This window comes from Kocuria palustris, assembly GCF_016907795.1.
In the GTDB taxonomy this organism is placed as follows: Bacteria; Actinomycetota; Actinomycetes; order Actinomycetales; family Micrococcaceae; genus Kocuria; species Kocuria palustris.
This window is the reverse complement of sequence record NZ_JAFBCR010000001.1, coordinates 1092270-1117687: the sequence shown is the minus strand read 5'-3', so window position 1 is coordinate 1117687 and position 25418 is coordinate 1092270. Positions and strand designations below refer to the sequence as shown.

20 protein-coding genes are annotated in these 25418 nt (G+C 72.1%); 12 read left to right on the top strand and 8 right to left on the bottom strand.

What is annotated here, in order from left to right:
- Nucleotides 1-272 precede the first annotated feature (272 nt).
- Entirely contained in the window at nucleotides 273-1199 is a 927-nt protein-coding gene (gene gluQRS, locus JOE55_RS04915; protein ID WP_051452678.1) for a tRNA glutamyl-Q(34) synthetase GluQRS, read from the bottom strand.
- Nucleotides 1200-1246: 47 nt separating this feature from the next.
- On the opposite strand from gluQRS, the gene JOE55_RS04910 reads away from it, so the two are divergent.
- Nucleotides 1247-2086: an MBL fold metallo-hydrolase gene (locus JOE55_RS04910; protein WP_024289878.1), complete on the top strand. Its 840-nt coding sequence runs from the start codon at nucleotides 1247-1249 to the stop codon at nucleotides 2084-2086.
- On the opposite strand, the gene JOE55_RS04905 is transcribed toward JOE55_RS04910, so the two are convergent.
- Nucleotides 2064-3041 (bottom strand): phosphatase PAP2 family protein, encoded by a 978-nt coding sequence (locus tag JOE55_RS04905; RefSeq protein WP_144421669.1) that lies wholly within the window; start codon nucleotides 3039-3041, stop codon nucleotides 2064-2066. The two genes, JOE55_RS04910 and JOE55_RS04905, sit on opposite strands and share 23 nt — an antisense overlap.
- A gap of 6 nt (nucleotides 3042-3047) precedes the next feature.
- Here JOE55_RS04905 and JOE55_RS04900 point away from each other — a divergent pair, with 6 nt between their 5' ends.
- The 4 genes from JOE55_RS04900 (at nucleotide 3048) to menD (ending at nucleotide 8590) form a co-directional block, all read left to right on the top strand.
- Nucleotides 3048-3185: a hypothetical protein gene (locus JOE55_RS04900; protein WP_155930972.1), complete on the top strand. Its 138-nt coding sequence runs from the start codon at nucleotides 3048-3050 to the stop codon at nucleotides 3183-3185.
- 121 nt (nucleotides 3186-3306) lie between these two features.
- Complete coding sequence (locus JOE55_RS04895) at nucleotides 3307-4356, top strand: o-succinylbenzoate synthase (RefSeq protein WP_204782186.1); 1050 nt, start codon at nucleotides 3307-3309, stop codon at nucleotides 4354-4356.
- A 201-nt stretch (nucleotides 4357-4557) separates the two neighbouring features.
- Complete coding sequence (locus JOE55_RS04890) at nucleotides 4558-6732, top strand: PhoX family protein (RefSeq protein WP_024289881.1); 2175 nt, start codon at nucleotides 4558-4560, stop codon at nucleotides 6730-6732.
- A 40-nt stretch (nucleotides 6733-6772) separates the two neighbouring features.
- Nucleotides 6773-8590 (top strand): 2-succinyl-5-enolpyruvyl-6-hydroxy-3-cyclohexene-1-carboxylic-acid synthase, encoded by a 1818-nt coding sequence (gene menD, locus JOE55_RS04885; protein WP_204782185.1) that lies wholly within the window; start codon nucleotides 6773-6775, stop codon nucleotides 8588-8590.
- 44 nt (nucleotides 8591-8634) lie between these two features.
- Here menD and JOE55_RS04880 read toward each other — a convergent pair whose 3' ends face one another.
- Both JOE55_RS04880 and JOE55_RS04875 read right to left on the bottom strand, forming a co-directional pair.
- On the bottom strand, nucleotides 8635-9309 hold the full coding sequence (locus JOE55_RS04880) for an MFS transporter (protein ID WP_239547091.1): 675 nt from the start codon (nucleotides 9307-9309) through the stop codon (nucleotides 8635-8637).
- 261 nt (nucleotides 9310-9570) lie between these two features.
- The gene (locus JOE55_RS04875) at nucleotides 9571-10959 is read right to left on the bottom strand and encodes an isochorismate synthase (protein WP_204782183.1); all 1389 of its coding nucleotides are present in this window, start codon (nucleotides 10957-10959) and stop codon (nucleotides 9571-9573) included.
- Nucleotides 10960-11033: 74 nt separating this feature from the next.
- Between JOE55_RS04875 and JOE55_RS04870 the strand changes: the two genes are divergently transcribed.
- The 5 genes from JOE55_RS04870 (at nucleotide 11034) to JOE55_RS04850 (ending at nucleotide 16075) form a co-directional block, all read left to right on the top strand.
- Nucleotides 11034-11765 (top strand): demethylmenaquinone methyltransferase, encoded by a 732-nt coding sequence (locus tag JOE55_RS04870; RefSeq protein ID WP_204782182.1) that lies wholly within the window; start codon nucleotides 11034-11036, stop codon nucleotides 11763-11765.
- Nucleotides 11762-13093 carry a geranylgeranyl reductase family protein gene (locus JOE55_RS04865; protein ID WP_204782181.1) on the top strand — a complete coding sequence of 444 codons (1332 nt, stop codon included), beginning with the start codon at nucleotides 11762-11764 and terminating at the stop codon, nucleotides 13091-13093. Before JOE55_RS04870 ends, JOE55_RS04865 begins: the two co-directional genes overlap by 4 nt.
- An 11-nt stretch (nucleotides 13094-13104) precedes the next feature.
- Nucleotides 13105-14160, top strand: coding sequence for a polyprenyl synthetase family protein (locus JOE55_RS04860; protein WP_204782180.1), 1056 nt, complete (start codon nucleotides 13105-13107; stop codon nucleotides 14158-14160).
- Between the two features lie 113 nt (nucleotides 14161-14273).
- Nucleotides 14274-15968 carry a sodium-dependent transporter gene (locus tag JOE55_RS04855; protein WP_204782179.1) on the top strand — a complete coding sequence of 565 codons (1695 nt, stop codon included), beginning with the start codon at nucleotides 14274-14276 and terminating at the stop codon, nucleotides 15966-15968.
- The gene (locus JOE55_RS04850; RefSeq protein ID WP_082677002.1) at nucleotides 15965-16075 is read left to right on the top strand and encodes a methionine/alanine import family NSS transporter small subunit; all 111 of its coding nucleotides are present in this window, start codon (nucleotides 15965-15967) and stop codon (nucleotides 16073-16075) included. The genes JOE55_RS04855 and JOE55_RS04850 overlap by 4 nt, the downstream gene beginning before the upstream one ends.
- 144 nt (nucleotides 16076-16219) lie before the next feature.
- On the opposite strand, the gene rarD is transcribed toward JOE55_RS04850, so the two are convergent.
- Both rarD and JOE55_RS04840 read right to left on the bottom strand, forming a co-directional pair.
- Nucleotides 16220-17215: an EamA family transporter RarD gene (gene rarD, locus JOE55_RS04845; protein ID WP_204782178.1), complete on the bottom strand. Its 996-nt coding sequence runs from the start codon at nucleotides 17213-17215 to the stop codon at nucleotides 16220-16222.
- Complete coding sequence (locus JOE55_RS04840) at nucleotides 17212-18654, bottom strand: DUF6882 domain-containing protein (RefSeq protein WP_204782177.1); 1443 nt, start codon at nucleotides 18652-18654, stop codon at nucleotides 17212-17214. Before JOE55_RS04840 ends, rarD begins: the two co-directional genes overlap by 4 nt.
- Nucleotides 18655-18717: 63 nt before the next feature.
- On the opposite strand from JOE55_RS04840, the gene JOE55_RS04835 reads away from it, so the two are divergent.
- Entirely contained in the window at nucleotides 18718-20220 is a 1503-nt protein-coding gene (locus JOE55_RS04835; protein ID WP_204782176.1) for an SseB family protein, read from the top strand.
- Between the two features lie 155 nt (nucleotides 20221-20375).
- Here JOE55_RS04835 and JOE55_RS04830 read toward each other — a convergent pair whose 3' ends face one another.
- Together JOE55_RS04830 and JOE55_RS04825 are read right to left on the bottom strand one after the other, a co-directional pair.
- Complete coding sequence (locus tag JOE55_RS04830; protein WP_204782175.1) at nucleotides 20376-21896, bottom strand: catalase; 1521 nt, start codon at nucleotides 21894-21896, stop codon at nucleotides 20376-20378.
- Nucleotides 21897-21978: 82 nt separating this feature from the next.
- On the bottom strand, nucleotides 21979-22518 hold the full coding sequence (locus tag JOE55_RS04825; protein WP_239546429.1) for a Fur family transcriptional regulator: 540 nt from the start codon (nucleotides 22516-22518) through the stop codon (nucleotides 21979-21981).
- Between the two features lie 318 nt (nucleotides 22519-22836).
- Between JOE55_RS04825 and JOE55_RS04820 the strand changes: the two genes are divergently transcribed.
- Nucleotides 22837-25350: a sigma-70 family RNA polymerase sigma factor gene (locus tag JOE55_RS04820; RefSeq protein ID WP_204782174.1), complete on the top strand. Its 2514-nt coding sequence runs from the start codon at nucleotides 22837-22839 to the stop codon at nucleotides 25348-25350.
- Nucleotides 25351-25418 lie beyond the last annotated feature (68 nt).

Here is a 25418-nt window from a genome sequence, read left to right as displayed (position 1 = left end):
ATCGGGAAGTGCGGGAAGTGCGGGGGTTGCGGGGCAGCGGGGCCGCTCAAGCGGGTCGCGCGAGATCGTGCGGTCCTGCGGGTCGGGCTGCGGAAGAGCAGCAGCCCGGACCGCGGTGGGCGAGTGCGAGGCAGCGCCCAAGCGCGGACAAAACGACTGAAAGGATACGGGAAGGTCGCTCAGCGCCCCCCCGATATGACGCAGATATGCCGCTCTGACCTGGGGCGATGAAATGCTTGACAGGTTGTGTCCAGGTGGTGTCGGGGCGTCGCTCAGCCGGTCTCGGCGGCCCGGCGCGGGGGGTCCAGGATCCAGGGGCCCTGGTCCAGGCGCACCTCGTCGAAGCGCTGGAGCACATCGGAAGCCGTGCGGATGTTGTCGCCGAGCCCCAGGGAGGCTCCGATCCAGCCCATCGCCTCACCCGGCCCCACGCCCAGGCCGCGCAGGTCCGCCAGGCTCACGGCGCCGTCGCGCTTGGCCAGGCGGTCGCCGTCGGGATTGAGCACGAGGGGGACGTGGATCCACTGCGGCTCGGGCAGCCCGAGCAGCTGCGCCAGATGGGCCTGCCTGGGCGCGGAGGACAGCAGGTCGTCGCCGCGCACCACCTGATCGACGCCCTGATGGGCGTCGTCGACGACGACCGCGAGGTTGTAGGCGGGGCGGCCGTCGTTGCGCACGAGAACGAAGTCGTCGACGGCAGCGGTGTGCTCGCCCAGCAGGCGGTCGCGGACGGTCGCAGAATCCGTCTGGGCGCGCAGTCGCAGCGCGGCCGGGCGCTCGGCGCGGCGGGCATCGCGCTGGGCGGGCGTCAGATCGCGGCAGGTGCCCGGATAGGCCCCCGGCGCCCCGTGCGGCGCGCCGCCTGAGGCCTCGATCTCCTCGCGGATCTCGCGGCGCGTGCAGAAGCACTCGTAGACCAGATCGCGCTCGCGCAGCCTGTCGACGGCCTGGAGGTGCGCCGGGATCCGCTGCGACTGCACGAGCACGGGCTCCTGCCAGTCCAGGCCTATCGCGGCCAGGTCCTCGAGCTGGCGCTCGGCCGCGCCCTCCTTGACGCGGTCGAGGTCCTCGAAGCGCAGCGCGAACCCGCGGCCGTCGGCGCGGGCGATCGCCCAGGCCAGCACGGCGGTGCGCAGGTTGCCCAGGTGGAGGTCCCCGGAGGGGGAGGGCGCGTAGCGCCCGGATCCGCGGCTCAGCATGGCCACCACCGTAGGCCACGCGCGGTGCGGCACCGTACGCTGGATGGGTGAGCTCCCTCAGCGAAGTCGGCGACGACATCCATGTCATCACCACGGAGAACTGGCGCCTGAACTCGGGCCTGGTCGTGGGGTCCTCGCGCGCGCTCGTGATCGACACCGGCGCCGGGCCGCGGCAGGGGCGCGAGATCCTCGAGGCCGTGCGCACGGTGACCCAGCTGCCGCTCGTGGTGCTGAACACCCACGCCCACTACGACCACTACATGGGCAACGCGGTCTTCGAGCGGGCCGGAGTCACCGAGTTCTGGTCGCACCGCGACGCCGCCGCGGCCATCGGCACCCACGGCGACTTCCAGCGCTCCTTCGTGGGAGTCCTGGAGCCGGAGATGGGGGAGGGCAAGGGTCTGGGGACGCGGATCGTGGTGCCGCAGCGGCACCTGCCCGGCACCGGTCTGCGCCCCGCGCTGAGCCGGATCGACCTGGGCGGTCGGCACGTGGTCGTGTTCTCGGTGGGACGGGCGCACACGGACAACGACATCTTCGCGGGCGTGGACGAGGTCCTGTTCGCCGGCGACGTGGTGGAGCAGGGCGCGGATCCGGCCTTCGAGGACGCCTATCCGCGCGAATGGGTGCGGGCCCTGGAGCAGATCGCGGATCTGGAGCGCTACTCGGTGGTCGTGCCGGGCCACGGCTCCCCGGTATCGCGCGGCGCGGTGCGGGACATGGCCGAGAACATGGCCGCGGCGATCGAGCGCCTGGATGCGCCTGCGGCCCCGGTGCAGGACGCCGCCGGTCCGGTGACCGCCGCGCTGTACCAGCTGCCCTACGGGGCGGCGGCCTCCAGGATCCTGCTGGACCGGCTGGCCGTCATCGCCGGCGCGGGCGCATAGCCCGCACCATCTGCTGGGCCGAGAGCAGGGACGCGCTCAGCACGCCCAGGGCGCCGAAGGCCAGTGCCAGGCCCGGTGCCGGGATCGTCTGCTGAGCCGTCAAGGCCAGGATCGTGAGCCCGGCCCCCAGCACGAACAGGACCAGCAGCGTGAGGCCGCGCTGCGGGACCCAGGGCTCGGCCGGGATCAGCGCGCGCAGCACCAGGGATCCGAGCACGAACCAGCCGGCGACCAGCAGCACGGACACGGCGGCATCGGCGGGCCGGTGCCAGCCGTTGATGACCGTCCCCACCCCGGCCACAGTGACTGCCGCAGCGCCCAGCAGCGCCCACGCCTTGCGCTGGCGCGCGGGAGCGACCATGACGACGACCGCCACGGCTGCCGCTGCTGCGGCGGTGTGCCCGGAGGGCAGGGAGTTCTGGGCCGACTCCTGGATCCCGTAGGCGGTCTTGTCCAGCAGGCTGTGCTTGAGCAGCTGGACGGAGGCCAGGGCCGGCACCGCGGTGAGCACGGCGATCACCAGCGGGATCCAGCGGCGGTTCGAGGCGGCCAGGATCAGTGAGATCACAGCGGAGGCCGCGCAGGTGATGAGGGTGGCCGAGGCGAGCAGGCCGGTCACCGTGGAGGGGAGGCGTTCGTTGACCGCAGAGGCCTGGCGCAGGGCGACCTCATCCACCCACTGCCCGTTCACCGTGCGCAGCGCGGCCCAGGCGATCAGCCCGGCCAGGGCGAAGAGCACGCCTGCGCGCACCAGCTGGCCCACTGCGGAGCCGACCGTGAGATCGCGCCGCGGCTGCGGGCGGTGCTCGCCGCCGTACTGGTAGGCGGCCTGGCCCGGGTAGTCGGGGCGATCGTCGATGCGCTGCGGGGCCCAGACCTGCTGTCGCTGCAGCGGAGCCGTCGGCGCAGGGACCCCGGCGACGAGCCGGGTCTCCTGCGCCGTGTCGGGCCTCATCCGGTGGTGCTCGACCCCGAGATGCTCGCCCTGCGGGTGCCGATCCTGCGCCGCGGAGTGGCGGTCGCCCCGCTGTCCTCGCTGCGGATCGGTCTCAGCCGGAATGTAGGTCACGCTCGTCGTCCCCTGATCGACACTGCCTGATCGCCCAGGCTTCGGAAGGGCCCCAGTGTGGCATCGGAGCCTTCGCGGATCCTGGGACCGAGCCTCGGATTCCCGAGGACTCGGGCGCAGCCCCTGCGCGGCCCGGCCCTAGGCTGGATCCATGTCCCGAACCGAGCCCCTGGCCTTCAGCCCCCTGCCGCAGCCGCTGCCCTCCCTCGAGGAGGTGCTTGAGGACGCCGCGGTCGTGGACCTGCCGATGACCTCGCGCTTCCGCGGTCTGCAGCGCCGCGAATCCATGCTGGTGCGCGGTCCGCAGGGCTGGGCCGAGTTCGCCGCCTTCCCCGAGTACGACGATGCCGAGGCTCTGGCCTGGTGGCGCTGCGCCCTCGAGGTCGCCTGGCTCGGGCTGCCGCGGCCGCGGCGCACGACCGTCTCGGTCAATGCCACCGTCCCGGCGGTGCCCGCCGCGGAGGTCCCCCGCGTGTTGGCCCGCTACGGGGAGGGCATCGCCGCGGTGAAGGTCAAGGTGGCCGAGCACGGCCAGTCGCTGGCCGACGACGACGCCCGCGTGGCCGCCGTGCGCGCGGTCCTGCCGGAGGCCGCGCTGCGCGTGGATGCCAACGCCGGGTGGGGCCCCGAGGAGGCGGTCGAGGCGCTGATCCGGCTGGCCCGCCACGGGCTCGAGTACGCCGAGCAGCCCAGCCCCGGGATCGAGGGCCTGGCTCGCGTGCGCAGCGAGCTGCGCGGCCGCGGGGAGCCCCTGCCGATCGCCGCGGACGAGTCCGTGCGCAAGGCCGAGGATCCGCTCGCGGTGGCCCGAGCCGAGGCCGCCGATCTGATCGTCATCAAGGCCGCCCCGCTGGGCGGGGCGCGACGGGCGCTCGCGGTCGTCGAGCAGGCCGGGCTGCCGGCCGTGGTGAGCTCCGCCCTCGAGACGAGCGTGGGCCTCAGCGCGGGTCTCGCCCTGGCCGCAGCGCTGCCCGAGCTGCCGTACGCGTGCGGGCTCGGCACGGCAGCGCTGCTGGCCGAGGACGTGACGGGCAGCCCGCTGCTGCCGAGCGGCGGCGTCCTGCCGGTGGGCCCCGTCGCCGCCGATCCGGAGCTGCTGGACCGGCACCGGGCCTCGCCGCAGCGCGAGCAGTGGTGGCGAGACCGCGCTCGCCGGGTGCACGGCCTGCTCGAGCGGACCGAAGCGCAGCATCGCGCCTGATCGGAGCCCCCTCGAGGTTCCCTCGACATGCGGATTCATCGGGGATACGGCATGGCTTCCTGTCCTTTTTCTGCCGTCGTCGTCCTGTTCACTGCGCGTTCTCCCGGCGACCAACAGGCCCTCACGCACGACGGGTTAGGTGGTCTGCGACGAAGGAACCGACGCCCGCCGCTCGTCCGACGGGCCGATGAGAGGGAACCCATGCGCCACCAGCTCCTGCCCATGCTCGGCCACACGAACGGCAAGCGCTCGCCGCTGACCTGCGCCCTGAAGTGCGACTCCGCCTGCGCCAAGCCGGACTGCAACCAGTCCGACAACGCCACCTTCCACGAGGTCGCCTCCACGGCGCTCTCGCGCCGCTCGGCCCTGGGCCTGGGTGCGGCCGCCGCGGTCTCCGTGGGCGTCGTGGCCACCGGGACCCGCGCCGAGGCGACCTTCGCCTACTGGGGCGAGCGCGGCGGCAGGATGGACTTCACGCCGATCGATCCCGTGGATGCCGCGGTCGACGACCTCAACGTCCCGGAGGGCTTCGACTGGTCGCCGATCATCCGCTGGGGCGACCCGCTGTTCGCCGACTCCCCGGCCTTCGACCCGCAGAACCAGACCTACGAGTCGCAGAAGGCGCAGTTCGGCTTCAACAACGACTACCTCGACATCATCCCGGACCGCGGCGGCCGCACCGGCGTGCTCGTGTGCAACCACGAGTACACGAACGAGAACACCATGTTCCCGGCCGATCAGCTCGAGAACGATCTCGAGCGCACGGCCGCCGTCGGGATCGCAGCCCACGGCATGGCGGTCGTGGAGATCGAGCGCTCGGCCCCCGGCCAGCCCTGGACCTATGTGGTGGGCGGTCGGCGCAACCGGCGCATCACCGCCGACACCCCCTTCTCCGTCGACGGCCCCGCCGCCGGCTCGGACATGCTCAAGACCGTGGCCGATCCCACCGGCAGGCTCGTGCTGGGCACCCAGAACAACTGCTCGGGCGGCGTGACCCCGTGGGGCACGGTCCTGTCCGGCGAGGAGAACATCAACAACGTCCTCACCGCCAAGGCCTCCCCGGAGGCCACCCGCTACGGCATCGGCACCAAGCCGACCTCGCGCCGCTGGGATCTCGTGGACCCCCGCTGGGACGGCAACAACGAGGGCTACGAGAACGAGATCAATCGCTTCGGCTGGGTCGTGGAGATCGACCCGCAGGATCCGTCGTCGACCCCGGTCAAGCACACCTCCATGGGCCGCTTCAAGCACGAGGGCGCCAACGTCTACGTGGCCGCGGACGGCACCGTGGTCGCCTACTCGGGCGATGACCAGCGCTTCGACTACCTGTACAAGTTCGTCTCGGCCAAGAAGCACAAGCAGGGCGACCGCCGCCACAACATGACGCTGCTGTCCGAGGGCGATCTCTACGTCGCCAAGTTCACCGGCGACTCCGAGAAGGAGATCGACGGCTCCGGGCGCCTGCCCTCCGACGGCGCGTTCGACGGCAAGGGACAGTGGCTGCCCCTGGTCGTCGGCGGCAAGTCGAAGGTCCAGGGCATGTCCGTCGAGGACGTGCTCGTGCACACCCGCCTGGCGGGCGACAAGGTCGGCGCCACCAAGATGGACCGCCCCGAGGACGTCGAGCCCAACCCGCACACCGGCAAGGTCTATGTGGCCTGCACGAACAACACCGAGCGGGGCACCCCGGGCAAGGCGGCGGCGGACGAGGCCAACCCGCGCAGCAGCAACCGCGACGGGCACATCATCGAGCTCACCGAGGACGCGGCGAACTCCGGCGGCACGACCTTCCACTGGTCGATCCTGCTGGTCTGCGGCGACCCGGCCGCCAACTCGTCGACCTACTTCGCGGGCTTCCCGGCGGATCGGGTCTCGCCGATCTCCTGCCCGGACAACGTCGCCTTCGACGCCGAGGGCCACCTCTGGATCTCGACCGACGGGGCTCCCGGCACGATCGGCTACAACGACGGGCTGTTCCGGGTGGGCCTCGAGGGGCGCGAGCGCGGTCTGGTCGAGCAGTTCCTCTCCGTCCCGCAGGACGCCGAGACCTGCGGCCCGGTCATCCACGACAAGGAGCAGATGGCCTACGTGGCCGTCCAGCACCCGGGCGAGGATGGCACCTTCGAGGATCCGCGCTCGTACTTCCCGGACTACGTGCTCAAGACCCGCCAGGGCGACGGCAAGTTCTCTCTGGCCCGCCCTTCGGTCGTGCAGGTCTACTCGACCGGCAAGGGCCGCGGGCAGTTCGGCCGCGGCAAGGAGCTCGCCCGTGAGCGCAAGTCGGCGCGCGGTCTGGAGATGGAGGGCTACAAGGGCCGTTCGACCAAGGCCATCCGCGACAAGGCGCGTCGCGCTCGACGGTCCTACACGGACTGAGGCACCTCCGACGGCAGCCGGCGGTCAGTAGGGTGAGCGGATGACCTCCGACGCCCTGCTGACCGCCGCCGCCGTCCTGGACGGGCTCACCGACTCCGGGCTGCGCGAGCTGTTCGTGTGCCCCGGCTCCCGCTCGGCCCCGTTCGCCTACGAGGCCGCCCGTCGCGACGGACGCGACCTGTCGGTGCACGTGCGCCTCGACGAGCGCTCGGCGGCCTTCCACGCCCTGGGCGCGGCTCGGGCCACGGGGCGTCCCGCGGCCGTCGTGACGACATCGGGCACCGCCGCCGGGAACCTGCTGCCGGCGGTCATGGAGGCCCATCATGCAGGGGTCCCGCTCGTGGCGATCACCGCCGACCGACCGCCGGAGCTGCGCGGCACCGGGGCGAACCAGACCACCGTGCAGCCCGGGATCTTCGCGGGCTTCGTGCGCGTCGAGCTCGATGTGGTGCTCGAGGACTCGGCGCACGATCCGCAGGCGCTGCGCGGGCTGGTGCTGGAGACCCTGGCCCCCGCGCTCGCCGCGCTCCGATCGGAAGGGCACGAGGCTCCGGCGGGGCCCGTGCACCTGAACGTCGCGCTGCGCGATCCGCTGCAGCCGCAGCCGCCGACCGAGGATGCTGCGGACGATGAAGGTCCCGGATCGACCGCGGCGACCCCGGGGCAGCCGCGTGCGGACGACGCCGCCGATGCCCCCGCCGGCGCTGCGGATCAGGCAGAAGAGCTCGCCGATCGGCTGCGCCTGTCCGTGGAGATCCCGCCGCTGGATCCTGCCGAGATCAGGCTCCCGGAGGAGCCGGACGGCCTGCGGCGCAGCGTGCTGGTCGCCGGCGATGGTGCAGGAGCGGGCGCCGCTCAGCTGGCCGAGGCGCTCGGGACTCCGCTCCTGGCCGAGCCGTCCTCTCAGGCCCGTCGCGGCTCCACGGCCATCGGCCCCTACCGTGCCCTGCTGGACACCGCGCTCGGCGAGGGCATCGAGCGCGTCCTGCTGGTCGGACGCCCCACGCTCTCGCGCCCGGTGGCCGCGCTGCTGCAGCGTCGCGGGGTGGAGGTCGCGGCATGGCGGCCCCGGCCGGTCCCGTGGTTCGACGACGGCCGCAGGTCTGAGCGCGAGCTCACGACGGCGGCTGAGGCGGCCGCATTCCTCGGGCGGGCTCCGCGGGAGTGGACCGAGGCCTGGAGCAGAGCCGGGGCCGAGGGCCAGCGTCGTGCGCTCGAGGTCCTGCAGCGGGCGGCTTCCGTCAGCGACGGGGTCCCCGGTCCGCTGACCGCACGGGCCGTCTGGGAGGCATGCCGCGCCGACGGCCGACTGCTGGTGATGGGCTCGTCGAATCCGATCCGCGATCTGGACCTGCTGGGCCAGCCTGATCCCCGCGCCGACGAGGGCGTGGAGGTCCTGGCGAACCGGGGACTGGCCGGGATCGACGGACTGGTCGCCACGGCTGCCGGGGCTGCGCTGTCCTCCGGGCGTCCGGTCCGGGTCCTGCTCGGCGATCTCACCCTGCTGCACGATGCCGGTTCGCTGCTGAGCCTGCGCGGCGAACGGGCCCCGCAGCTGCAGATCGTCGTGCTCGACGACGGCGGCGGGGGCATCTTCGCCACGCTCGAGCACGGCGCGCTGGGGGAGCACCGGGCCTACGGGCAGATCGTCGAGCGCTTCTTCGGCACGCCGCCCAGCGCACGGGTGGCCGAGGTCTGCGCCGGCTACGGGATCCCCGTGCATCAGGCGGGCACCGTCCAGGAGCTGGAGGAGCAGCTGCGCGACCCGGCTCCGGGGGTGAGCGCGGTCGTGGTGCGTGCCCAGCGCGTCGGTCTTCGGCAGATGAGCCAGGAGCTCACCCGCGCCGTGCGCGGATGAGCTCCTGGGAGGACTGCTGAAGCGCCTGCCGGCCGCGCGGCTGCTCAGGCTCCGGTGCGGGGTCCCTGGGCCGGGACGGAGGCGCCGTCCTCGACGAGCGGGGACTCGGCGGCCGCCTCGCGAGCGGCCCGGACCTCCTCCGGCTTCGCGTCGCCGTCGATCACCAGGCGGCGCTCGATCAGGTAGGTGTTGTGCTTGCGCGGCACCAGCACCGTGACGATGGTGCCGCGCAGCGCGACCACCGCGAACACGTAGAACTGCTGCGAGGCGCACATGGCCGCGCCTGCGGCACGGGCGTTCGAGGTGTAGTAGCTGGCCTGGAAGCCGTAGACCAGCACCTGGGTGCCCAGGTTGCCCACGCCGGCCACCGCGATGACCAGGCCCCGCCCCAGGCCGGTGAGGAAGCGCAGCAGGCCGAAGGTGAAGACGGTCCCGGTCAGGGCGGTGATGGCCATGCCGCTGGAGAACCAGGCGATGCCGCTCATGAGCATGCGCTTGCGGCCGAGGATGTCTCCGATGAATCCGGAGGCGAACGATCCGAGCAGCACGCCGATCAGAGCGAGCGATCCGACGGTTCCGGCGATGGACGGATCCAGCGGGCCGATCTGCGAGGGGTCGTTCATGAGGGTCGGCATCACGGTGCCGAACACCACGAGGTCATAGCCGTCGAAGATCAGCGCGGTCGAGGCGATGGCGGCCACCCAGATGGCCGTCTTCATCACGAGCGAGCCGTTCTCCGTCGCGAGGGTCTGGGTCGTGGACAGGGGTCCCCGATCTCTCCGTCGTGTCTGGGCGCGGCGGCAGATTCGCCGAGCGGGCTCGAGGAGGCGGACCTCTTCGAGTGCCACGATGCTCGCAGGGGTGTGATCCAGTTCATATGAGGGAAATCCCTGGGATATCACCAGGTGCTTCTAGGGGTGTCTGGGATATCAATAAGCCCTGATCATGTCGGATCGCTGGAATGATCCGGCACATGGGCCTCACTCGGCCCCCAGGGCCCCCAGCACGGGACGCAGCTTGGCGCGCGTCTCGGCGAGTTCCTCCGCGGGGTCGGAGGCGCCCACGATGCCGCAGCCGGCATAGACGCCGGCGGTCGCTGCGTCCTCCAGGATCCCGCCGCGCAGGGCGATGCCGAAGTCGCCGTTGTGCCGGGCATCGACCCAGCCGACGGGGCCTGCGTAGAGGCCTCGATCCATCCCCTCGAGCCGGGCGATGGAAGCGGCCGCGGCGGCGGTCGGCGTACCGCACACGGCGGCCGTGGGGTGCACGGCCTCCACCAGCTCGAGGGCGGAGGCCACGGTGCCGTCGGGGCCGCGGCGCAGATCGCAGGTCACGTCCGAGGCCAGGTGCCACACGTTGGGCAGCTCGAGCAGGTACGGCTCGGTCGAGGAGCGCACCGCGTCCGTGTAGGCGGCGATCCCCTCAAGGAACGAGGCGATCGCGAACTCGTGCTCCGAGCGCTGCTTGGCGTTCTCCATGAGCCGCTCGTGTGCCCAGGCCCGCTCGGCGGCGCTCGCGGGACCTGACGACGCCCGCGCGACGGTGCCGGCCAGCACCCGGGCGTGCACGGCGCCGTCGAGCACGCGCACCAGCCGCTCGGGCGTGGCTCCGAAGGCCCGACCGCCGTCCGGGCTCGGCCGGCCGAGGATGTCCACGGTGTAGGTCCAGCAGCGGTCGTAGTCGGCGGCCAGGCGGCTCAGCGCCCTCGGCATGTCCAGCTGCGAGCCCTCGGCCGCGCGCACCGGGACGCGCCGTGCCAGCACGATCTTCTCGAGGCTCCCGGAGCGGATCTCCTCGATCCCGGAGGCCACCCCATCCAGCCACGTTGCCTGGGCAGCAGGATCCTCGAGGGCGCGCGGCGCCGCGGTCTCGGGGGCGGGCCCGTCCGGGAGCTGGATCAGGCGGCGGACGGCCTCCGCGATGTCGTCGGGCCCCAGGGGATCGGGGGAGGAGGAGACCAGGGTCGCCCAGGCGCCGTCGCCGTCGCGGCCCAGCACCAGCTCGGGGACCACCAGCCCGGAGCGGCGCTGGGAGGAGCGCGCGAAGGCGAATGCGCCGAAGGCCACGGGGCCGGTGGCCGAGCGCTGCAGCGGATCCTCGATCCGCAGCCCGTCCACGACGTCGTCCCACCATGCCCGGGCGCCCGTGAACCGGTCCTCGCCGGTGATCGCGAACGAGGCCGCCCGACCGAAGCCGATCAGCCCCAGGCCGCCGATCGTCCAGCAGGCCTCGGGTCCTGCGGGCAGCATGGCGCGCAGATCCGCGTCTTCGTGCAGGACCGTGGGCAGTGCGTCGGGCAGCTGCTCGAGGGGCATGGTGAGGCTTCGGCGCAGGGCCGACGGGGCGGGTGAGCAGTGGCTGACGGGCATAGCGGCTCAGTGTAGGCCGCGGCCGCGGGGCATGTCGGTTCGGGCTGTCGGGCGGCGGTGCCACAATGGAGCCCGTGAATCGTGCAGACCTGTCCAAGCGCACCGACGCCGTCGCCTCCATGTTCGATCAGGTGGCCCCGCGGTACGACCTCGCCAACGACATCCTCGCCCTGGGCCAGACCAGGGGCTGGCGCCGTGCTGTCACCAGCGCTGTGGGCGCGGTCCCCGGCGAGCGCGTGCTCGACGTCGCCGCCGGCACGGGGACCTCCTCGGAGCCGTTCGTGGATGCCGGCGCGGAGGTCGTCGCCGTGGACCTCTCCGAGGGCATGCTGCGCGTCGGGCGCGATCGCCGCCCGGACATCGACTTCATCCAGGCGGACGCCACGCACCTGCCGTTCGCCGACGAGACCTTCGACGCCGTGACGATCTCGTTCGGTCTGCGCAACATCGCCGAGCACCGCCAGGCCCTGTTCGAGATGCTGCGCGTGACCAAGCCGGGCGGGCGCCTGGTGATCTGCGAGTTCTCCACGCCGGTCTTCAAGCCCTTCCGCACGCTCTACAGCGAGTACCTGGTCCGCGCGATCCCGGGCATCGCGCAGAAGGTGACCTCCAACCCGGAGGCCTACGAGTACCTGGCCGAGTCCATCCGCGACTGGCCGGACCAGGAGACGCTGTCCGAGCACCTGAGCGAGGTCGGGTGGCAGGAGGTGCGCTACCGCAATCTCACCGGCGGCATCGTGGCCCTGCATCACGCGGTGAAGTCGCTCGAGCACACCTACGGCGCGCCCACCATCGATCTGGCGTGAAGGTCGTGATCGCCGGCGGCGGTCCTGCGGGATCCACCGCCGCCTACTGGCTCGCCGCCCACGGCCATGAGGTCGTGGTCCTGGAGAAGACGGCGCATCCGCGCGAGAAGGTCTGCGGCGACGGCCTCACTCCGCGTGCCGTGCACGAGATGCAGCTCATGGACCTGCCGCACGGCGCGCAGAACGGCTATCGCGCCAATCGCGGGCTGAGGCTGTGCGCCCGCGACCGCGCGATCGAGGTCCCCTGGCCCGAGCTGACCGACTTCCCGTCCTACGGGCTGGTGCGGCCCCGCTCGGGCTTCGACCAGCACCTGGCCCGCCACGCCGAGGCGGCCGGTGCCCGGCTGATCGAGCACCGCTCCGTGACCTCCGTGGTCCGCGACGACGACGGCCGCGTGATCGGTGCCGACGCCTCGGTGCTCGGTGCGGACGGTCGGCGCACCGGCGAGACCGAGCGCCATCTCGGCGATCTGGTCCTGGCCGCCGACGGCGTCTCCTCGCGCACGGCCGTCAGCTCGGGCCTGCATCGCGATCCGGACCGGCTGATGGGCGTGGCCGTGCGCGGCTACTACGAGTCCCCGCGCACGGACATCGAGTGGATGGAGGGCTGGCTCGAGCTGCGCGACGGCACGGACCCCTCGGGCTCCCTGCTGCCCGGCTACGGCTGGGTCTTCGGCGCCGGCGACGGCACCGCCAACGTGGGCCTGGGCATGCTCAGCACCTCCAAGGCCTTCCGCGGCACGGACTACCGACGCGTGCTGCAGGACTGGGCGGCCTCCATGCCCAGCCAGTGGACGTTCGATTCCGAGCATCAGCGCGGCCGCATCCTCTCGGCTGCACTGCCCATGGCCTTCTCCCGCACGCCGCACTGGGTGCCCGGGATGATGCTGCTCGGCGACTCCGCGGGACTGGTCTCGGCGTTCAACGGCGAGGGCATCTCGAATGCCATGCAGTCGGCGCGCCTGGCCGCCGAGCAGATCCACGAGGCCGCCGGGGCCAACGGCCCGGCTCAGCGCGACGTGGTCCTGGCGCGCTATCCGCAGCTGCTGCAGGACGAATGGGGAGCCCACTTCACCCAGGGGCGCGCGCTGGCGCAGCTGATCGGGCGGCCGCGGATCATGAAGGCCGCCGTCGCCACCGGCATGTCCTTGCCCGCGCTGATGCGCTTCGTGGTGCAGGTCATGACCGAGCTCAGCGACCGCCCGGCGCACACCTGGGAGGACCGGGCCATCGCGCTGCTGGACGCCCTCACCCCGGCCACCTCCAACCGGAGGCGCGCGTCCGGGATCCCGGACGAGCACCTCCAGAAGCCGTCCCCGACGAAGTAGAGTGTCCGATCGTGACTGACTCCTCCCAGGCCCCCGCGCGCCCCGACGACTCGCTGTCGGGCATCCTGCCCCCGAGCTTCGCCGCCGTCGCTCAGGACGAGGTGCTGGGACCGCAGCTGCTCGAAGGCCTCTCGGCGATCGAGGACCGACTGGCCGAGTGCGTGCGCAGCACGGATCCGCTGATCCAGGTGACGTCCTCGCACCTGCTGCAGGCAGGCGGCAAGCGGGTGCGCCCGCTGCTGACGCTGCTCAGCGCCCAGGTGGGCGGGGGCATCAACGACGACGTCGTCGACGCCGCTGTGGTCGTCGAGCTGACCCACCTGGCCTCGCTGTACCACGACGACGTCATGGACTCCGCCCCCGTCCGCCGCGGAGTCGAGGCCGCGCACACGGTGTGGGGCAACTCGGTCGCGATCCTGACCGGCGATCTCATCTTCGCCCGCGCCTCGTCCCTGGTGGCCGAGCTGCCCGGGGACTCCTTCAAGGTCCAGGCCAACGCCTTCGCCCGACTGGTCGAGGGCCAGCTCAAGGAGACCTCCGGCGTCCCGGAGGGCACGGATGCCCTCGAGCACTACCTCGAGGTGCTGGCGGGCAAGACCGGCTCGCTGATCGCCGCGTGCGGGATCTACGGCGCAGGCCTCTCCGGTGCGGACGAGCACGTGCGCGCCGCCATGGAGACCTATGGCGAGCGCATCGGCGTGGCCTTCCAGCTGGCCGACGACATCATCGACATCACCTCGCCCTCGGAGGTCACCGGCAAGACCACCGGCACGGACCTGCGCGAGGGCGTGCTCACCCTGCCGGTGCTCATGCTGCGGCGCATGGCAGAGGACGGCGATGCCTCCGCGGCGCGCGTCCTCGACCTCGTGGACGCAGATCTGACCAGCGACGACGCCCTGGCCGCCGCCGTCGAGGCGATCTGCGGGCACGAGGCCGTCGAGCGGTCGTGGGCCGTCGCGCAGGAGTGGGTCGACGACGCCCTGCGGGCCCTGGAGCCGCTGCCCGCCTCGGCCGCTCGCTCGGCGCTGGAGGCCTTCGGGCGTGACATGGTTCACCGCCGTTCCTGAGAATGCGGTATAAATGCACCGCTGAAATGATCCCGATTCCCGGGGCATGACCTCGATGACCGAGGCGGCGGGACGCACACGCGCCGTCGAGCCCTGATTTCTCGAGGTGGAACGTGTCCTCACCCAACGCTTCCGCGACCACGGAGGTCCGCTCCTCGCACGAGCGCGAAGCCTTCTCCAGCCGCACCGTCTTCATCCTGGCCGCCATGGGCTCCGCCATCGGCCTGGGCAACATCTGGCGCTTCCCGTACATCGCCTACGACAACGGCAGCGGCGCCTTCATGATCCCGTACCTGGTCGCGCTGCTCTCGGCCGGCCTGCCGCTGCTCATGCTGGACTACGCCGTGGGACACCGCTTCCGCGCCTCCGCCCCGCTGGCCTTCCGCCGCCTGCACCCCAAGGCGGAGGTCCTGGGCTGGTGGCAGCTGGCCATCTGCTGCGTCATCGCCGTGTACTACGCCGCGATCCTGGCCTGGGCAGGGTCCTACACGATCTTCTCCTTCACCAAGGCCTGGGGCGATGACCCCGAGGGCTTCCTGATGGGCCAGTACCTCCAGGTCGCCGAGACCGTCGCCCCGAGCTTCGACTTCGTGCCCCAGGTGCTCATCGGCATGATCCTCGTGTGGGGCGTGCTGATCGTCGTGATGTCGCTGGGCGTGCAGAAGGGCATCGGCCGCTTCAACGTGATCTTCCTGCCGCTGCTGATCGTGATGTTCGTCGTCATGGTGGTCATCTCCCTGACCCTGGACGGGGCGGGCATGGGCCTGGACGCCCTGTTCACCCCGGACTGGTCGGCGCTGTCCAACCCGTCGGTGTGGATGGCCGCCTACGGCCAGATCTTCTTCTCGCTGTCCGTGGGCTTCGGGATCATGGTCACCTACGCCTCCTACCTCAAGCCCAAGACCGATCTCACCAGCTCCGCGCTGGTGGTCGGCTTCGCGAACTCGAGCTTCGAGATCCTCGCGGGCATCGGCGTCTTCGCCGCCCTGGGCTTCATGGCCAGCGCGTCCGGAGTCGCCGTCGGCGACGTCGCGACCAACGGCATCGGCCTGGCCTTCATCGCCTTCCCCACGATCATCTCGGAGGCGCCCGCCGGCACCCTGATCGGCGTCCTGTTCTTCGGGGCCCTGACCTTCGCCGGGTTCACCTCGCTGATCTCGATCGTGGAGGTCATCATCGCGGGCTTCCAGGACAAGCTGGGCCTGACCCGCGTGCCGGCCGTCCTGGTGGTCACCGTCCCGCTGGCGATCGTCTCCCTTGCGCTGTTGCCCACGACCACGGGCCTGAGCCTGCTGGACGTCGCCGACGCCTTCGTGAACAACTACGGCATCATGCTCGTGGCCCTGGTGGCGGTCGTGCTGCTCACCGCCGGGCTGACGGCACTGCCGGTGCTGCGCGATCACCTCAACTCGGTGTCCACCTTCAAGCTCGGGCGCACCTGGATGCTGCTGGTCGGCGGCCTGGGCGTCGTCGTGCTGGGCTACTCCCTGATCGGCCAGCTGTCCGTGACCCTGTCCGAGGGCTACGGGGGATACCCGAGCTGGTATGTCGGCGTGTTCGGCTGGGGCATGGCGCTGGCGCTGCCGGTGCTGTCCTGGCTGATGACCCGCATCCCCTGGTCCGAGCGCTCGCGCGCCTCCCAGCAGTCCCCGGCCCCGGCCATCCTGGACTCCGTGCTGGATCGGCGCCTGCTCGGGACCTCCGGGCACTCCCCGCTGCAGGACGGCCCCCGTAGCCCCTGGGAACAGGGCTCCGAGCCCGGCGCCCGCACCGAGATTCCCGCTGAGAACGAGGAGAACGTCCGATGAGCACCACCGCCGTGATCATGATGATCGTCGCCATGGTGACGGTCTGGGGCGGCCTGCTCGCCTCGCTGCTGCACCTGCGCAACTCCCCGGAGGAGCAGGACGACTGAGACCGGCAACCGCTCTGTGCGGGCTCCGGCGAACCGCAGAGGCCCCTGCCTCCGCTGCCTGACGGGCAGCCGGAGGCAGGGGCCTCGTGCTCGGGCGCGACTCGTCGTCTCTGTCCCGAGGCCGTGCTCCGCGCGGTGGCCGGCTCAGCTGAGGGGGCGCGCCTCGATGGGCTCGGCTGCGCGGTCGCGGCGGCGGCGACGCCCGGCGAGGACCGCGTCGGCGATCATCAGCACGACGGCGGCCCAGACGACGAAGAACCCGGCCCAGCGCTCCGGCGGCATGGCCTCGTGCAGGATGACCACCGCCACGATGAACTGCAGGATCGGGGCGATGTACTGCAGCATGCCCACTGCGGACAGCGGGAGGTTGGAGGCCGCGAGCCCGAACAGCAGCAGCGGGCCCACGGTGATCACGCCCGTGCCGATCATGAGGGCCGTGTTGGCCGGGCCGGCGGTGCCGAAGACCAGCGCATCGCGGCTGATCAGCAGCCCCACGATGATCGAGGACGGGATCAGCAGCACGAGCGTCTCGACCGACAGGGTCACCAGGGCGGGCCAGCTGCTGCCGACCATGGACTTCACGAGCCCGTAGAAGCCGAAGGTGAAGGCCAGCCCGAGCGACATCCAGGGGACCTGGCCGTAGAAGACCGACATGACCAGCACAGCAGTCGCCCCCAGGATCAGGGCGCCCCACTGGAGGGGCCGCAGCCGCTCACGCAGCACCAGGACGCCCAGCAGGATCGAGACCAGGGGGTTGATGAAGTACCCCAGCGAAGCCTCGAGCGTGTGCCCGGAGGTCGTGGCGATCGTGTAGAGCGTCCAGTTCATCCCCACGAGCACGGCGGCCAGCGCGAGGAGGCCGAGCACTCGCGGCTGGGCCAGCGCCGCCGCGAAGCGGCCGAACTGCCGGAAGACCCCGAGCATGATCATGCACAGCACCAGCGCGAACCCGATGCGCATGGAGACGATCTCCCAGGGGCCGGCAGGCGCCAGCGCCACGAAGTACAGCGGGAGCACGCCCCAGAAGGTGTAGGCGGCGATGCCCTGTGCCAGCCCCGCGCGGGGGCTGCGCACATGGCGGACGTCGACGACCTCCGGGGCCGGACCGGAGGTCGGGACCGGGTCCGGCGTCAGACTCACCGTCCGAAGAAGCGGCTCAGGAAGCCCTTCTTGCGCGGCTGGTCGTCCTCGGCCGGGCGGGTCCGCTCGGCGGCCTCGTCGTCGACGGTGGCGTCCTGAGGGTCCTCGACCGGGGCGACGGTGCGCTCGGAGTCCTGGCGGCGCAGGTCCTCGGCATCGACGCGCTCGACGGTCTCGGCCTCCCGAGCCTCCGGACGGTCCTGCTCGGCAGAGGCGGCCGCAGCCTCCTCGGAAGAGCGCTCGTCGTCGTGGGAGTCCTCGTCCGAGGTCTCCGCCTCGTCCGGGGTCTCGGCCACGTCCGGGGTCTCGGCCACGGGCACCGTGGAGGTCGTGACCTCGCCGGGAGCCACGTCGCGGCGCGGATCCTGGTCGTAGGGGAGGTCGTCCTCGGCGGCAGCACCGCCGTAGGTGACGGTCGGCTCGTCCTCGCGCGGCTGCTCCGGCTCGTCGTGGGAGATCTCGTAGGCGGGCTCGTCGTCCTGGATCTCGGGCTGCTCGGAGGCCGGCACGGGGGCCTCGAGCTCCTCGCGGGAGAGCTGGTCGGGAAGCGGGGTCTGCTCGGCATCGGCGGCGGGAGCCGCCGGCTCCTGCTCGGCGCGCTCCTGGGCGGCGGTGGCCTCCCGGCGAGCCTGCTCGTCGGCCTGGCGGGCGGCGCGATCGCGCTCGGCCTCCGCAGCGGCCAGACGCAGCGCATCGTCGCGATCGGCGCGCAGGGCCTCACGGCGGGAGACGGCCTCCTCCTCGAGGACGCTGAGCTCCTGCTCCCCGACCAGGGGATCGGCGGACTCGGCGGCATCGATCTTCCGGTCCTCGAACCACAGCCGCTGGGCGCCGGAGCGGGTCGTGATGACGCAGGTGGTCTCGCCGTCCCAGTCGATGTGAGCGCCGCGCAGGCGGATGTAGGAGTCCACTGCGCGGCAGTGGTCCTCGGCGGTGCCGGTCTGCAGCGCCTCGGCGATCACGCGCATCATGGTCTCGACGTCCAGCGCGGGCAGCTCGAGCTCGGGGCCCTCGAGCAGCAGCCACGCGGTGACCTGGCCTCCCACGCCGGCGGGGTAGTGGGCCCAGATCCCCGTGACGGACTTCGCGGCCAGGGCGAGGCGACGAGCCAGCCCGTCCTCGCGGGGGATCTCATCGGCGATCAGCTCCTCGACATCGCTGCGCGAGCCGGCCTGGCGGGCCTGCACCGAGGCGGCGACGACCTCCGGAGGGAAGTGCCCGAGCTCCTGCCAGGCCCAGATCCACGAGCCGCGGCTGGTGGAGTCGGTGCCCAGCAGGTGGGGGCGCAGCGTGACCGGCGGGTCGGACTGCAGGGTGAACGAGGCTGCCGAGAAGTCGACGTCCCACTCGACGCCCTGGCTCAGTTCGGCCAGGCGGGCCTGGTGCTCGGTCGAGATGAAGACCGAATCGTCGATCAGCTGCTGCAGTGATGTCGTCATGGGCCCCAGGCTAGCAAGGCAGAGCGCGCCCGGGCGGTGGCAGGACCTGGATAGGGTTGAGCCATGACTCAGGATCCCGCCCCCGCCCCCGTTCCCGAGCCCTCCGGCCGCCGTCCGGGCAGCCACAGCGCCGAGCAGCGCACCGACGCCCAGACCGCCGAGCTGCTGCAGCAGCAGCTGCGCACGATCGGGCAGTGGGTGCTCAGCGTCGTCAACGCCCGGCCCGGCTGGCAGCGGATGATCCTCGATCTCAAGCCGCAGGACGGGCGCGTGTGGCTGCGGATCTCGGAGGAGCGCGACGGCCGGGTCCTGCCCGGCACGGTGGGCCCCCTCAATGCGGCGAGCCCCGTGCTGCGCAGCATCGAGCGGCTGCAGTCGCTGAGCTACCGTCCCGGACGCGGCACCTGGTTCGCGACCAGCGTGATCGTGATCGCCGAGGGCTGGCCGGAGCCCGAGCACCGCTTCACGGCCCACCACGTCTACGACGAGCGCCCGGAGGTCCTCGGGGAGGAGGGCCCGTACGGGCTCGAGGACGCCCTCGCGCACCTCGAGCGCTTCCCGCGCACGGAGGACCGGGTCCCGTCGTGGCTGGCCGAGATGGCCGCGCAGGCGGACGTGAGCATCCCCGTGCTGGCCCCGGAGGACGTCGCCTCCGCGGTGGACGGGTCCACCGTCAATCCGCTGCTGCGCGAAGCCGTGCTCGGCTTCGCCGCCGCCCCTTCGGAGGAGGGGATGATCGAGGTCCTCCGCCAGGCCATGCAGGGGACCGTGGTGCTCGATGCCAGCGGCTCCGACCTGGTGCCCGATGCGGAGGGAGCCCAGCCCGGTCCCGAGTCGACGATCCGGCTGCAGAGCCTGCGCGATCAGGACGGCGCGGTGGGTCTGGCAGTGTTCACCTCGGAGGAGGAGGCCCGGGAGGCCTTCCGGCGGTTCTCGGGCCAGGAGGCCGGCGAGCCCACGCTGCTGCGCCAGCCGACGCTCGTGCCGCTGCAGATCCTGATGCAGGACGAGCAGTACGACCACCTGGTGGTCGATCCGGGGAAGGCCTCCTGCCGCATCCCGCGTCGGCAGATCCAGTGGGCCCTGTCCTCGCCGCACAACGACGTCGTCAAGGGCGGTCTGGTCTCCGGCAGCATCCCGCAGATCCTCGGCGGCATGGTCGGGCGCGAGTCCAGGCTGCTCGTGGCCACCGAGCCCCCGCAGGACGGCTCCGTCCCGCCGCCGGTCTTCGCCTCGAACGACGACGGCACCGCGGACACGCTCTACGTCTTCACCTCCGTGGCCGAGGTCGCGGCCCTGGACCGCAGCCTCGAGTCCCGTGCGGCCTCCGGACGCGATGTCCTGCGCATGGCCCTGGACTCGGGGGCGCGGCGCATCCGGCTCAACGCCAGGGCGCCCATGGCCGTGTTCGAGATGGACGAGATCTTCCGCCTGCTGGCCTCGCTCGAGGAGTCCGAGGACCAGCAGCGCCGCGCGGCGGAGGCGGACGACGAGGACTTCGAAGCCGAGTCGGAGGACCCGGGCGCCATACCGGGCAGCCAGCCGTTCTCGCCTGACATCCGCTGAGGGCGCGCCCGGGCGGCGCCTCCGCGCGGAATCCGTCCTGCTGCGCTGGAGCTCGTGGCCGCAGCGCAGCGGGATGGAAGCAGGCCCCCTCGACCGGATGGTCGAGGGGGCCTGTCGCTCATCGGCCGCCCAGCGGCCGGAGGCGGATCAGCGGATCACACGTACTTGGCGTCGGCGCCGCGGTTGGCGGCCTCCGCCTCGCGCACGCGCTTGCCCAGCTCGGGGTGCACGTTCTCCCAGTACTGGAAGGCGCGCTCCTTGATCGTCTCGTCCTGGACGTCGCCCACGTGCCCGGCGATGTTGTCCACCAGGACCTGCTGCTCCTCGGCGTCCATGACCTCCGAGTACAGCTTGCCGGGCTGCGAGAAGTCGTCGTCCTCGGCGCGCAGGGTCGCGGCGGCGCGCACCATCTCGCCGTCCGTCTCCCAGCGCATCTCGTCGGCCGGCTTGACGCCCTGGCCGGCGACGGGGCCGCCGGCGGTGTTGGGCGCGTAGACCGGCTGGGTCGGGGCCTTGAAGGTGTAGCGCATGGGGCCGTCGTGCGAGTACGAGTTGTTCTCGGCGTAGTGCGGGTAGTTCACCGGCAGCTCCGCGAAGTTCGCCCCGATACGGTGACGGTGCGTGTCCGGGTAGGAGAACACGCGGGTCATGAGCATCTTGTCCGGGGAGATCTCGTGGCCGGGCACGGTGTTGCCCGGGGAGAAGGCCGCCTGCTCGATCTGGGCGAAGTAGTTCAGCGGGTTCTGGTTCAGCACGAACCGGCCGATCTTCTTCCGCGGGTAGTCCTTGTGCGAGATCGTCTTGGTGACGTCGAACGGGTTGACCTTGTAGGTCTTGCCGTCCTCGTAGGGCATGATCTGCACCTCGACCGACCAGGCCGGGAAGTCGCCCTTCTCGATGGAGTCGTAGAGGTCGCGGCGGTGGGCGTCGGCGTCCTGGCCGGCGATGTGCGCGGCCTCCTCGCCGGTGAGCCCCTCGACGCCCTGCTCGGAGATGAAGTGGTACTTCACCCAGAAGCGCTCGCCGGCCTCATTGACCCACTGGTAGGTGTGCGAGCCGTAGCCGTTCATGTGGCGCCAGTTCTTGGGGATGCCGCGCGAGCCCATGAGGTAGGTGACCTGGTGGGCCGACTCCGGGGACTGGGTCCAGAAGTCCCACTGCATGGTGTTGTCGCGCAGGCCCGAGCCGGGGAGGCGCTTCTGCGAGTGGATGAAGTCCGGGAACTTGATGCCGTCGCGGATGAAGAAGATCGGGGTGTTGTTGCCCACGATGTCGAGGTTGCCCTCGGTGGTGTAGAACTTCAGCGCGAAGCCGCGGGGATCGCGCCAGGTATCGGGCGAGCCCTGCTCGCCGGCGACCGTGGAGAAGCGGGCCAGCATGGGCGTCTTGGTGCCCTTCTGGAAGACCGCCGCACGGGTGTACTCCGAGACGTCCTCGGTGATCTCGAGCTCGCCGAAGGCGCCGCCGCCCTTGGCGTGCACCACGCGCTCGGGGACGCGCTCGCGGTCGAAGGCCGCCAGCTTCTCCACGACGTAGGTGTCGTGCAGGGCGATGACGCCGTCGGGGCCGCCGCTCGTCAGCGAGTGGGCGTCCGACTGGACGGGCTTGCCCAGCTGATCGGTCGTGAACTCGCCGGTGGGGCGCAGTCCGTCTTCGTAGATGTTCTTCTCGGCCACGGTGTTCCTCCTGTGAGGTGATCTTGCGATGGTCGTCGATCCGGGCGCCGCGCTTGACGCGCCGCCCCTGCGACGGCCCGGGTCAGCCAGCAGCAGCGACCGCTCCGGGGGTCTGTGGGGCGGCTTCCCCTGCTGCGGCGGCCTCGGCCGCACGACAGCTGCGGCAGATGCCGCGGTAGAGGACGTCGGCGGAGAGCAGCTGCATGCCGAGGTCATCCGAGGGGCTCAGGCACGGCGCGGCGCCGACCGCGCAGTCGACGTCCTCCACCTGCCCGCAGCGCACGCAGTAGGCGTGATGGTGGTTGTCGCCGGTGCGGGTCTCGTAGAGGGCGGGTCGGCCCGGGGGCTCGAACTTGCGCAGCATCTCCAGGCTCGTCAGGTCCGTCAGCACGACGTACACCGACTGAGTGCTGATGCTGGGCAGCTGCTCCCGCACGAGCTCGGCGATCTGCTCGGCCGAGCTGTGGGGGTGGTCCTGGACTGCGGCCAGGACGGCCAGGCGCTGACGGGTGACCCGGCGCCCCTGGGCTCGCAGCTGTGCGCTCCAGTCCTCGCTGGTCACGACGCGGCCCTCGTGCGGCGGGTACCCGTGGGTCTCCGTCTCGAGTGCTGATGTCCTCATGGTCCCGAGTGTAGCGATAATTCTGAGAAACTCACAAGAACGGCATGTCCTGCATCGCTCGTCTCGGGGAGGCGACGACGCTGATCTGCGGTGATGCGAACGCATATGTTTCTGGCGGCGCCGTCATCCGACTGGCCCCGCGCGTCGGCCTTACCTATCCTCAGGTGCAGATCGCCGCGTCCCCTCCGGGAGGGCCTGCTGCGGTTCGGCGGCCTTGACGCGAGCGCCCGCACACGGGGGCGGACTGCGCCTCCTGGCGGGTGCATCCGTTTTATGAGAAGAAGCCGCCTTCCACGTCCGAGCACCGAATGCGCCCCCATGAACCCCCATCACGAGAATCCTGCGGACAGCGAGCCGGAGGCGACGAGCCACGAGCCCGCCTCCGGGCACGAGCCGCGCCCTCAGGACGGGGCGGAGGCCGGCCCGGGCCCGCAGACGCCGTGGTCCGCTGCCGACGATGCCGGTGCGGCCGCCGCACCGATCGCCCCCGCAGACCTCGAGTCCCCGCAGGAGGAGTCCGCGGCCCCCGAGGACGAGGCGATCGCCGATGAGGCGCTGCTGGATTCGGCTCGCGCCGGCGACGAGAGCTCGTACGCCGCGCTCTACGAGCGGCACCGCTCGACCGCGCTGAACGTCGCGCGCATGCACACCCGCAATGTGCACGACGCCGAGGACCTGGTCTCCGAGGCCTTCGCCCGCATCCTCAGTGTCCTGCGCCGCGGCGGCGGCCCCCGCAAGTACATGCGCAGCTACCTGGTCACCACCATCGGCCGTCTGGCGGTCGACCACGGCATGGCGGCCGGCCGCGTGCGCCCCTCGGAGGACGAGGCCGAGCTGGATCGACCCGAGGAGTTCGACGACGTCGTCGTGCGACAGTGCGAGGCCGCCGTGGTGGCCACGGCCTACGGCTCGCTGCCCGAGCGCTGGCAGGCCGTGCTGTGGCACACCGAGATCGAGGGCATGAAGCCCGCGGCGGTGGCCGAGGAGCTGCAGATCAGCCCCAACGCCGTCTCCGCCCTGGCCAAGCGGGCCCGGCAGGGGCTGCAGAGCGCCTACCTGCAGGCGCAGGTCTCGGCCGAGGCCACCGACGCCTGCCCGGAGTACGCCGGCGAGCTGGGCGCGTTCGCCGCAGGGACCCTGGCCTCCCGGCGCCGCGCCAAGCTGCAGCAGCACCTCGACGCCTGCCCGCGCTGCACCGCCGAGTACCTCCAGCTCGAGGACATCGGCGTGGGCCTGCGCGTCTGGATCCTCCCGGTGCTGGCGGCGCTGCCGCTGTGGGGCACCGAGTCCAAGGTGCTCACCGCGATCCTCGCCTCCGGCACGGGCAGTGCGCTCGCCGCAGGGGCCGGCGGGAGCTCCGCCGGGGGATCTGCGGATGTATCGGGCGGTTCCGGCCAGGCCCCCGCAGACCCTTCAGCGCTGACTCCGGCACCCGCCGACGGCGCAGTCGCCGCAGGCTCCGAGACAGCCGCAGGCTCAGCGGGCGGCGGCTCCGCCGGTGGGGCCGGCTCGGCGAGCGAGGGCGGCAAGCTCGGCATGGGTGCGGACGTGGCCGGCGGCATCGGGTTGAAGGTCGCGGTCGGCGTGGTCGCTGCGGCGGCTGCGGTCTCGCTCGTCGGCCTGGGCGTGTCCACGCTCGTCCGCCATGACGACGGCGGCGCCAGCGCCATCGGGGGACTGCCCTTCCCTGCGGGTGAGGGCGAGGCCGACAGCAGCGACGAGCAGAGCAGCGACGGCGACGGCCGTGGCGGCGATGACGGCGCGGACTCGGGCGGCTCCCTGTTCGGGGACGCTGCCGGCGATGCCGGCGCTGACTCGGCGCCCGGCGGCGGAACCTCCTCGGCGGATCCGGCCGATGCGTCGGACAGCGCCGACCGGCTCGCGGCCTTCGGCCCGGCCGACCAGGCCGATGACCAGAGCGCTGGCAACGGCGCGGACTCCGGCAGCGAGGCCTCGGCCGAGGACAGTCGGGCAGGAAACGGGGCGGACTCCGGTGCCGCCGGCGACGCCGCTGCCGGCGGTGCTGACGACGGAGCCGATCGGCCCGCGAGCGGCGGCGGCTCCGGCAGCGGTGCCTCCGGCAGCGATGGCGGGGCTCTGGGCGGCACAGGGGGCGAAGGCGCCCCCGGCGGCTCGAGCAGCGGCGAGGCCTCCGGCAGCGGCAGCTCCAGCGGCGAGCCCGGTTCGAGCGGCACGACCGATCCGGTTCCGCAGCCCGCTCCCACCGGCGAGTCCGCACCGGAGCCGGAGCCCACCCCCGAGCCGACCGCGGAGTCCACCGAGCCGGGGGACGAGGAGAGCCCTCCGACCACCGACGACTCGACCGATTCCACCGATCAGGCCACGGAGCAGGGCGAGGAGTCTGCGGATCCTGACCAGACGGACACTGGCGAGGAGTCTGCGGACCCCGACCAGACGGACACGGGCGGCACGACTCCGGGCAGCGGCAGCTCCAGCGGCGAGCCCGGTTCGAGCGGCACGACCGATCCGGTTCCGCAGCCCGCTCCCACCGGCGAGTCCGCACCGGAGCCGGAGCCCACCCCCGAGCCGACCGCGGAGTCCATCGAGCCGGGGGACGAGGAGAGCCCTCCGACCACCGACGACTCGACCGATCCGGCCACGGACGCGGGCGAGGAGTCTGCGGACTCCGACCAGACGGACACGGGCGGCACGACTCCGGGCAGCGGCAGCACGGACCCGAACCAGGCGCCGACCGAGGTGGCCGGCGGCACCTGGGTGTGGGTCCCGCGCAGCGAGTGGTTGTGGCTGTGGCAGGTCCTGTGGCCCGGCGTGGCCGGATACTGGGAACTGTCTGCGGAAACGGTGGCCTAGGGAACATCCCCACGGAGCCTGCCGGTTCAGACCGGTGAAAGAGGGATCGCTCGCATCGCCCGGCAGCT

What these genes read in the sequence shown, in the direction of transcription:
- gluQRS (WP_051452678.1), bottom strand. Translation starts at nt 1,199, where the DNA reads ATGCTGAGCCGCGGATCCGGGCGCTACGCGCCCTCCCCCTCCGGGGAC.
- JOE55_RS04905 (WP_144421669.1), bottom strand. Translation starts at nt 3,041, where the DNA reads ATGAGGCCCGACACGGCGCAGGAGACCCGGCTCGTCGCCGGGGTCCCT.
- JOE55_RS04895 (WP_204782186.1), top strand. Translation starts at nt 3,307, where the DNA reads ATGTCCCGAACCGAGCCCCTGGCCTTCAGCCCCCTGCCGCAGCCGCTG.
- JOE55_RS04890 (WP_024289881.1), top strand. Translation starts at nt 4,558, where the DNA reads ATGCGCCACCAGCTCCTGCCCATGCTCGGCCACACGAACGGCAAGCGC.
- menD (WP_204782185.1), top strand. Translation starts at nt 6,773, where the DNA reads ATGACCTCCGACGCCCTGCTGACCGCCGCCGCCGTCCTGGACGGGCTC.
- JOE55_RS04880 (WP_239547091.1), bottom strand. Translation starts at nt 9,309, where the DNA reads ATGAAGACGGCCATCTGGGTGGCCGCCATCGCCTCGACCGCGCTGATC.
- JOE55_RS04875 (WP_204782183.1), bottom strand. Translation starts at nt 10,959, where the DNA reads ATGCCCGTCAGCCACTGCTCACCCGCCCCGTCGGCCCTGCGCCGAAGC.
- JOE55_RS04850 (WP_082677002.1), top strand. Translation starts at nt 15,965, where the DNA reads ATGAGCACCACCGCCGTGATCATGATGATCGTCGCCATGGTGACGGTC.
- JOE55_RS04840 (WP_204782177.1), bottom strand. Translation starts at nt 18,654, where the DNA reads ATGACGACATCACTGCAGCAGCTGATCGACGATTCGGTCTTCATCTCG.
- JOE55_RS04835 (WP_204782176.1), top strand. Translation starts at nt 18,718, where the DNA reads ATGACTCAGGATCCCGCCCCCGCCCCCGTTCCCGAGCCCTCCGGCCGC.
- JOE55_RS04825 (WP_239546429.1), bottom strand. Translation starts at nt 22,518, where the DNA reads ATGAGGACATCAGCACTCGAGACGGAGACCCACGGGTACCCGCCGCAC.
- JOE55_RS04820 (WP_204782174.1), top strand. Translation starts at nt 22,837, where the DNA reads ATGAACCCCCATCACGAGAATCCTGCGGACAGCGAGCCGGAGGCGACG.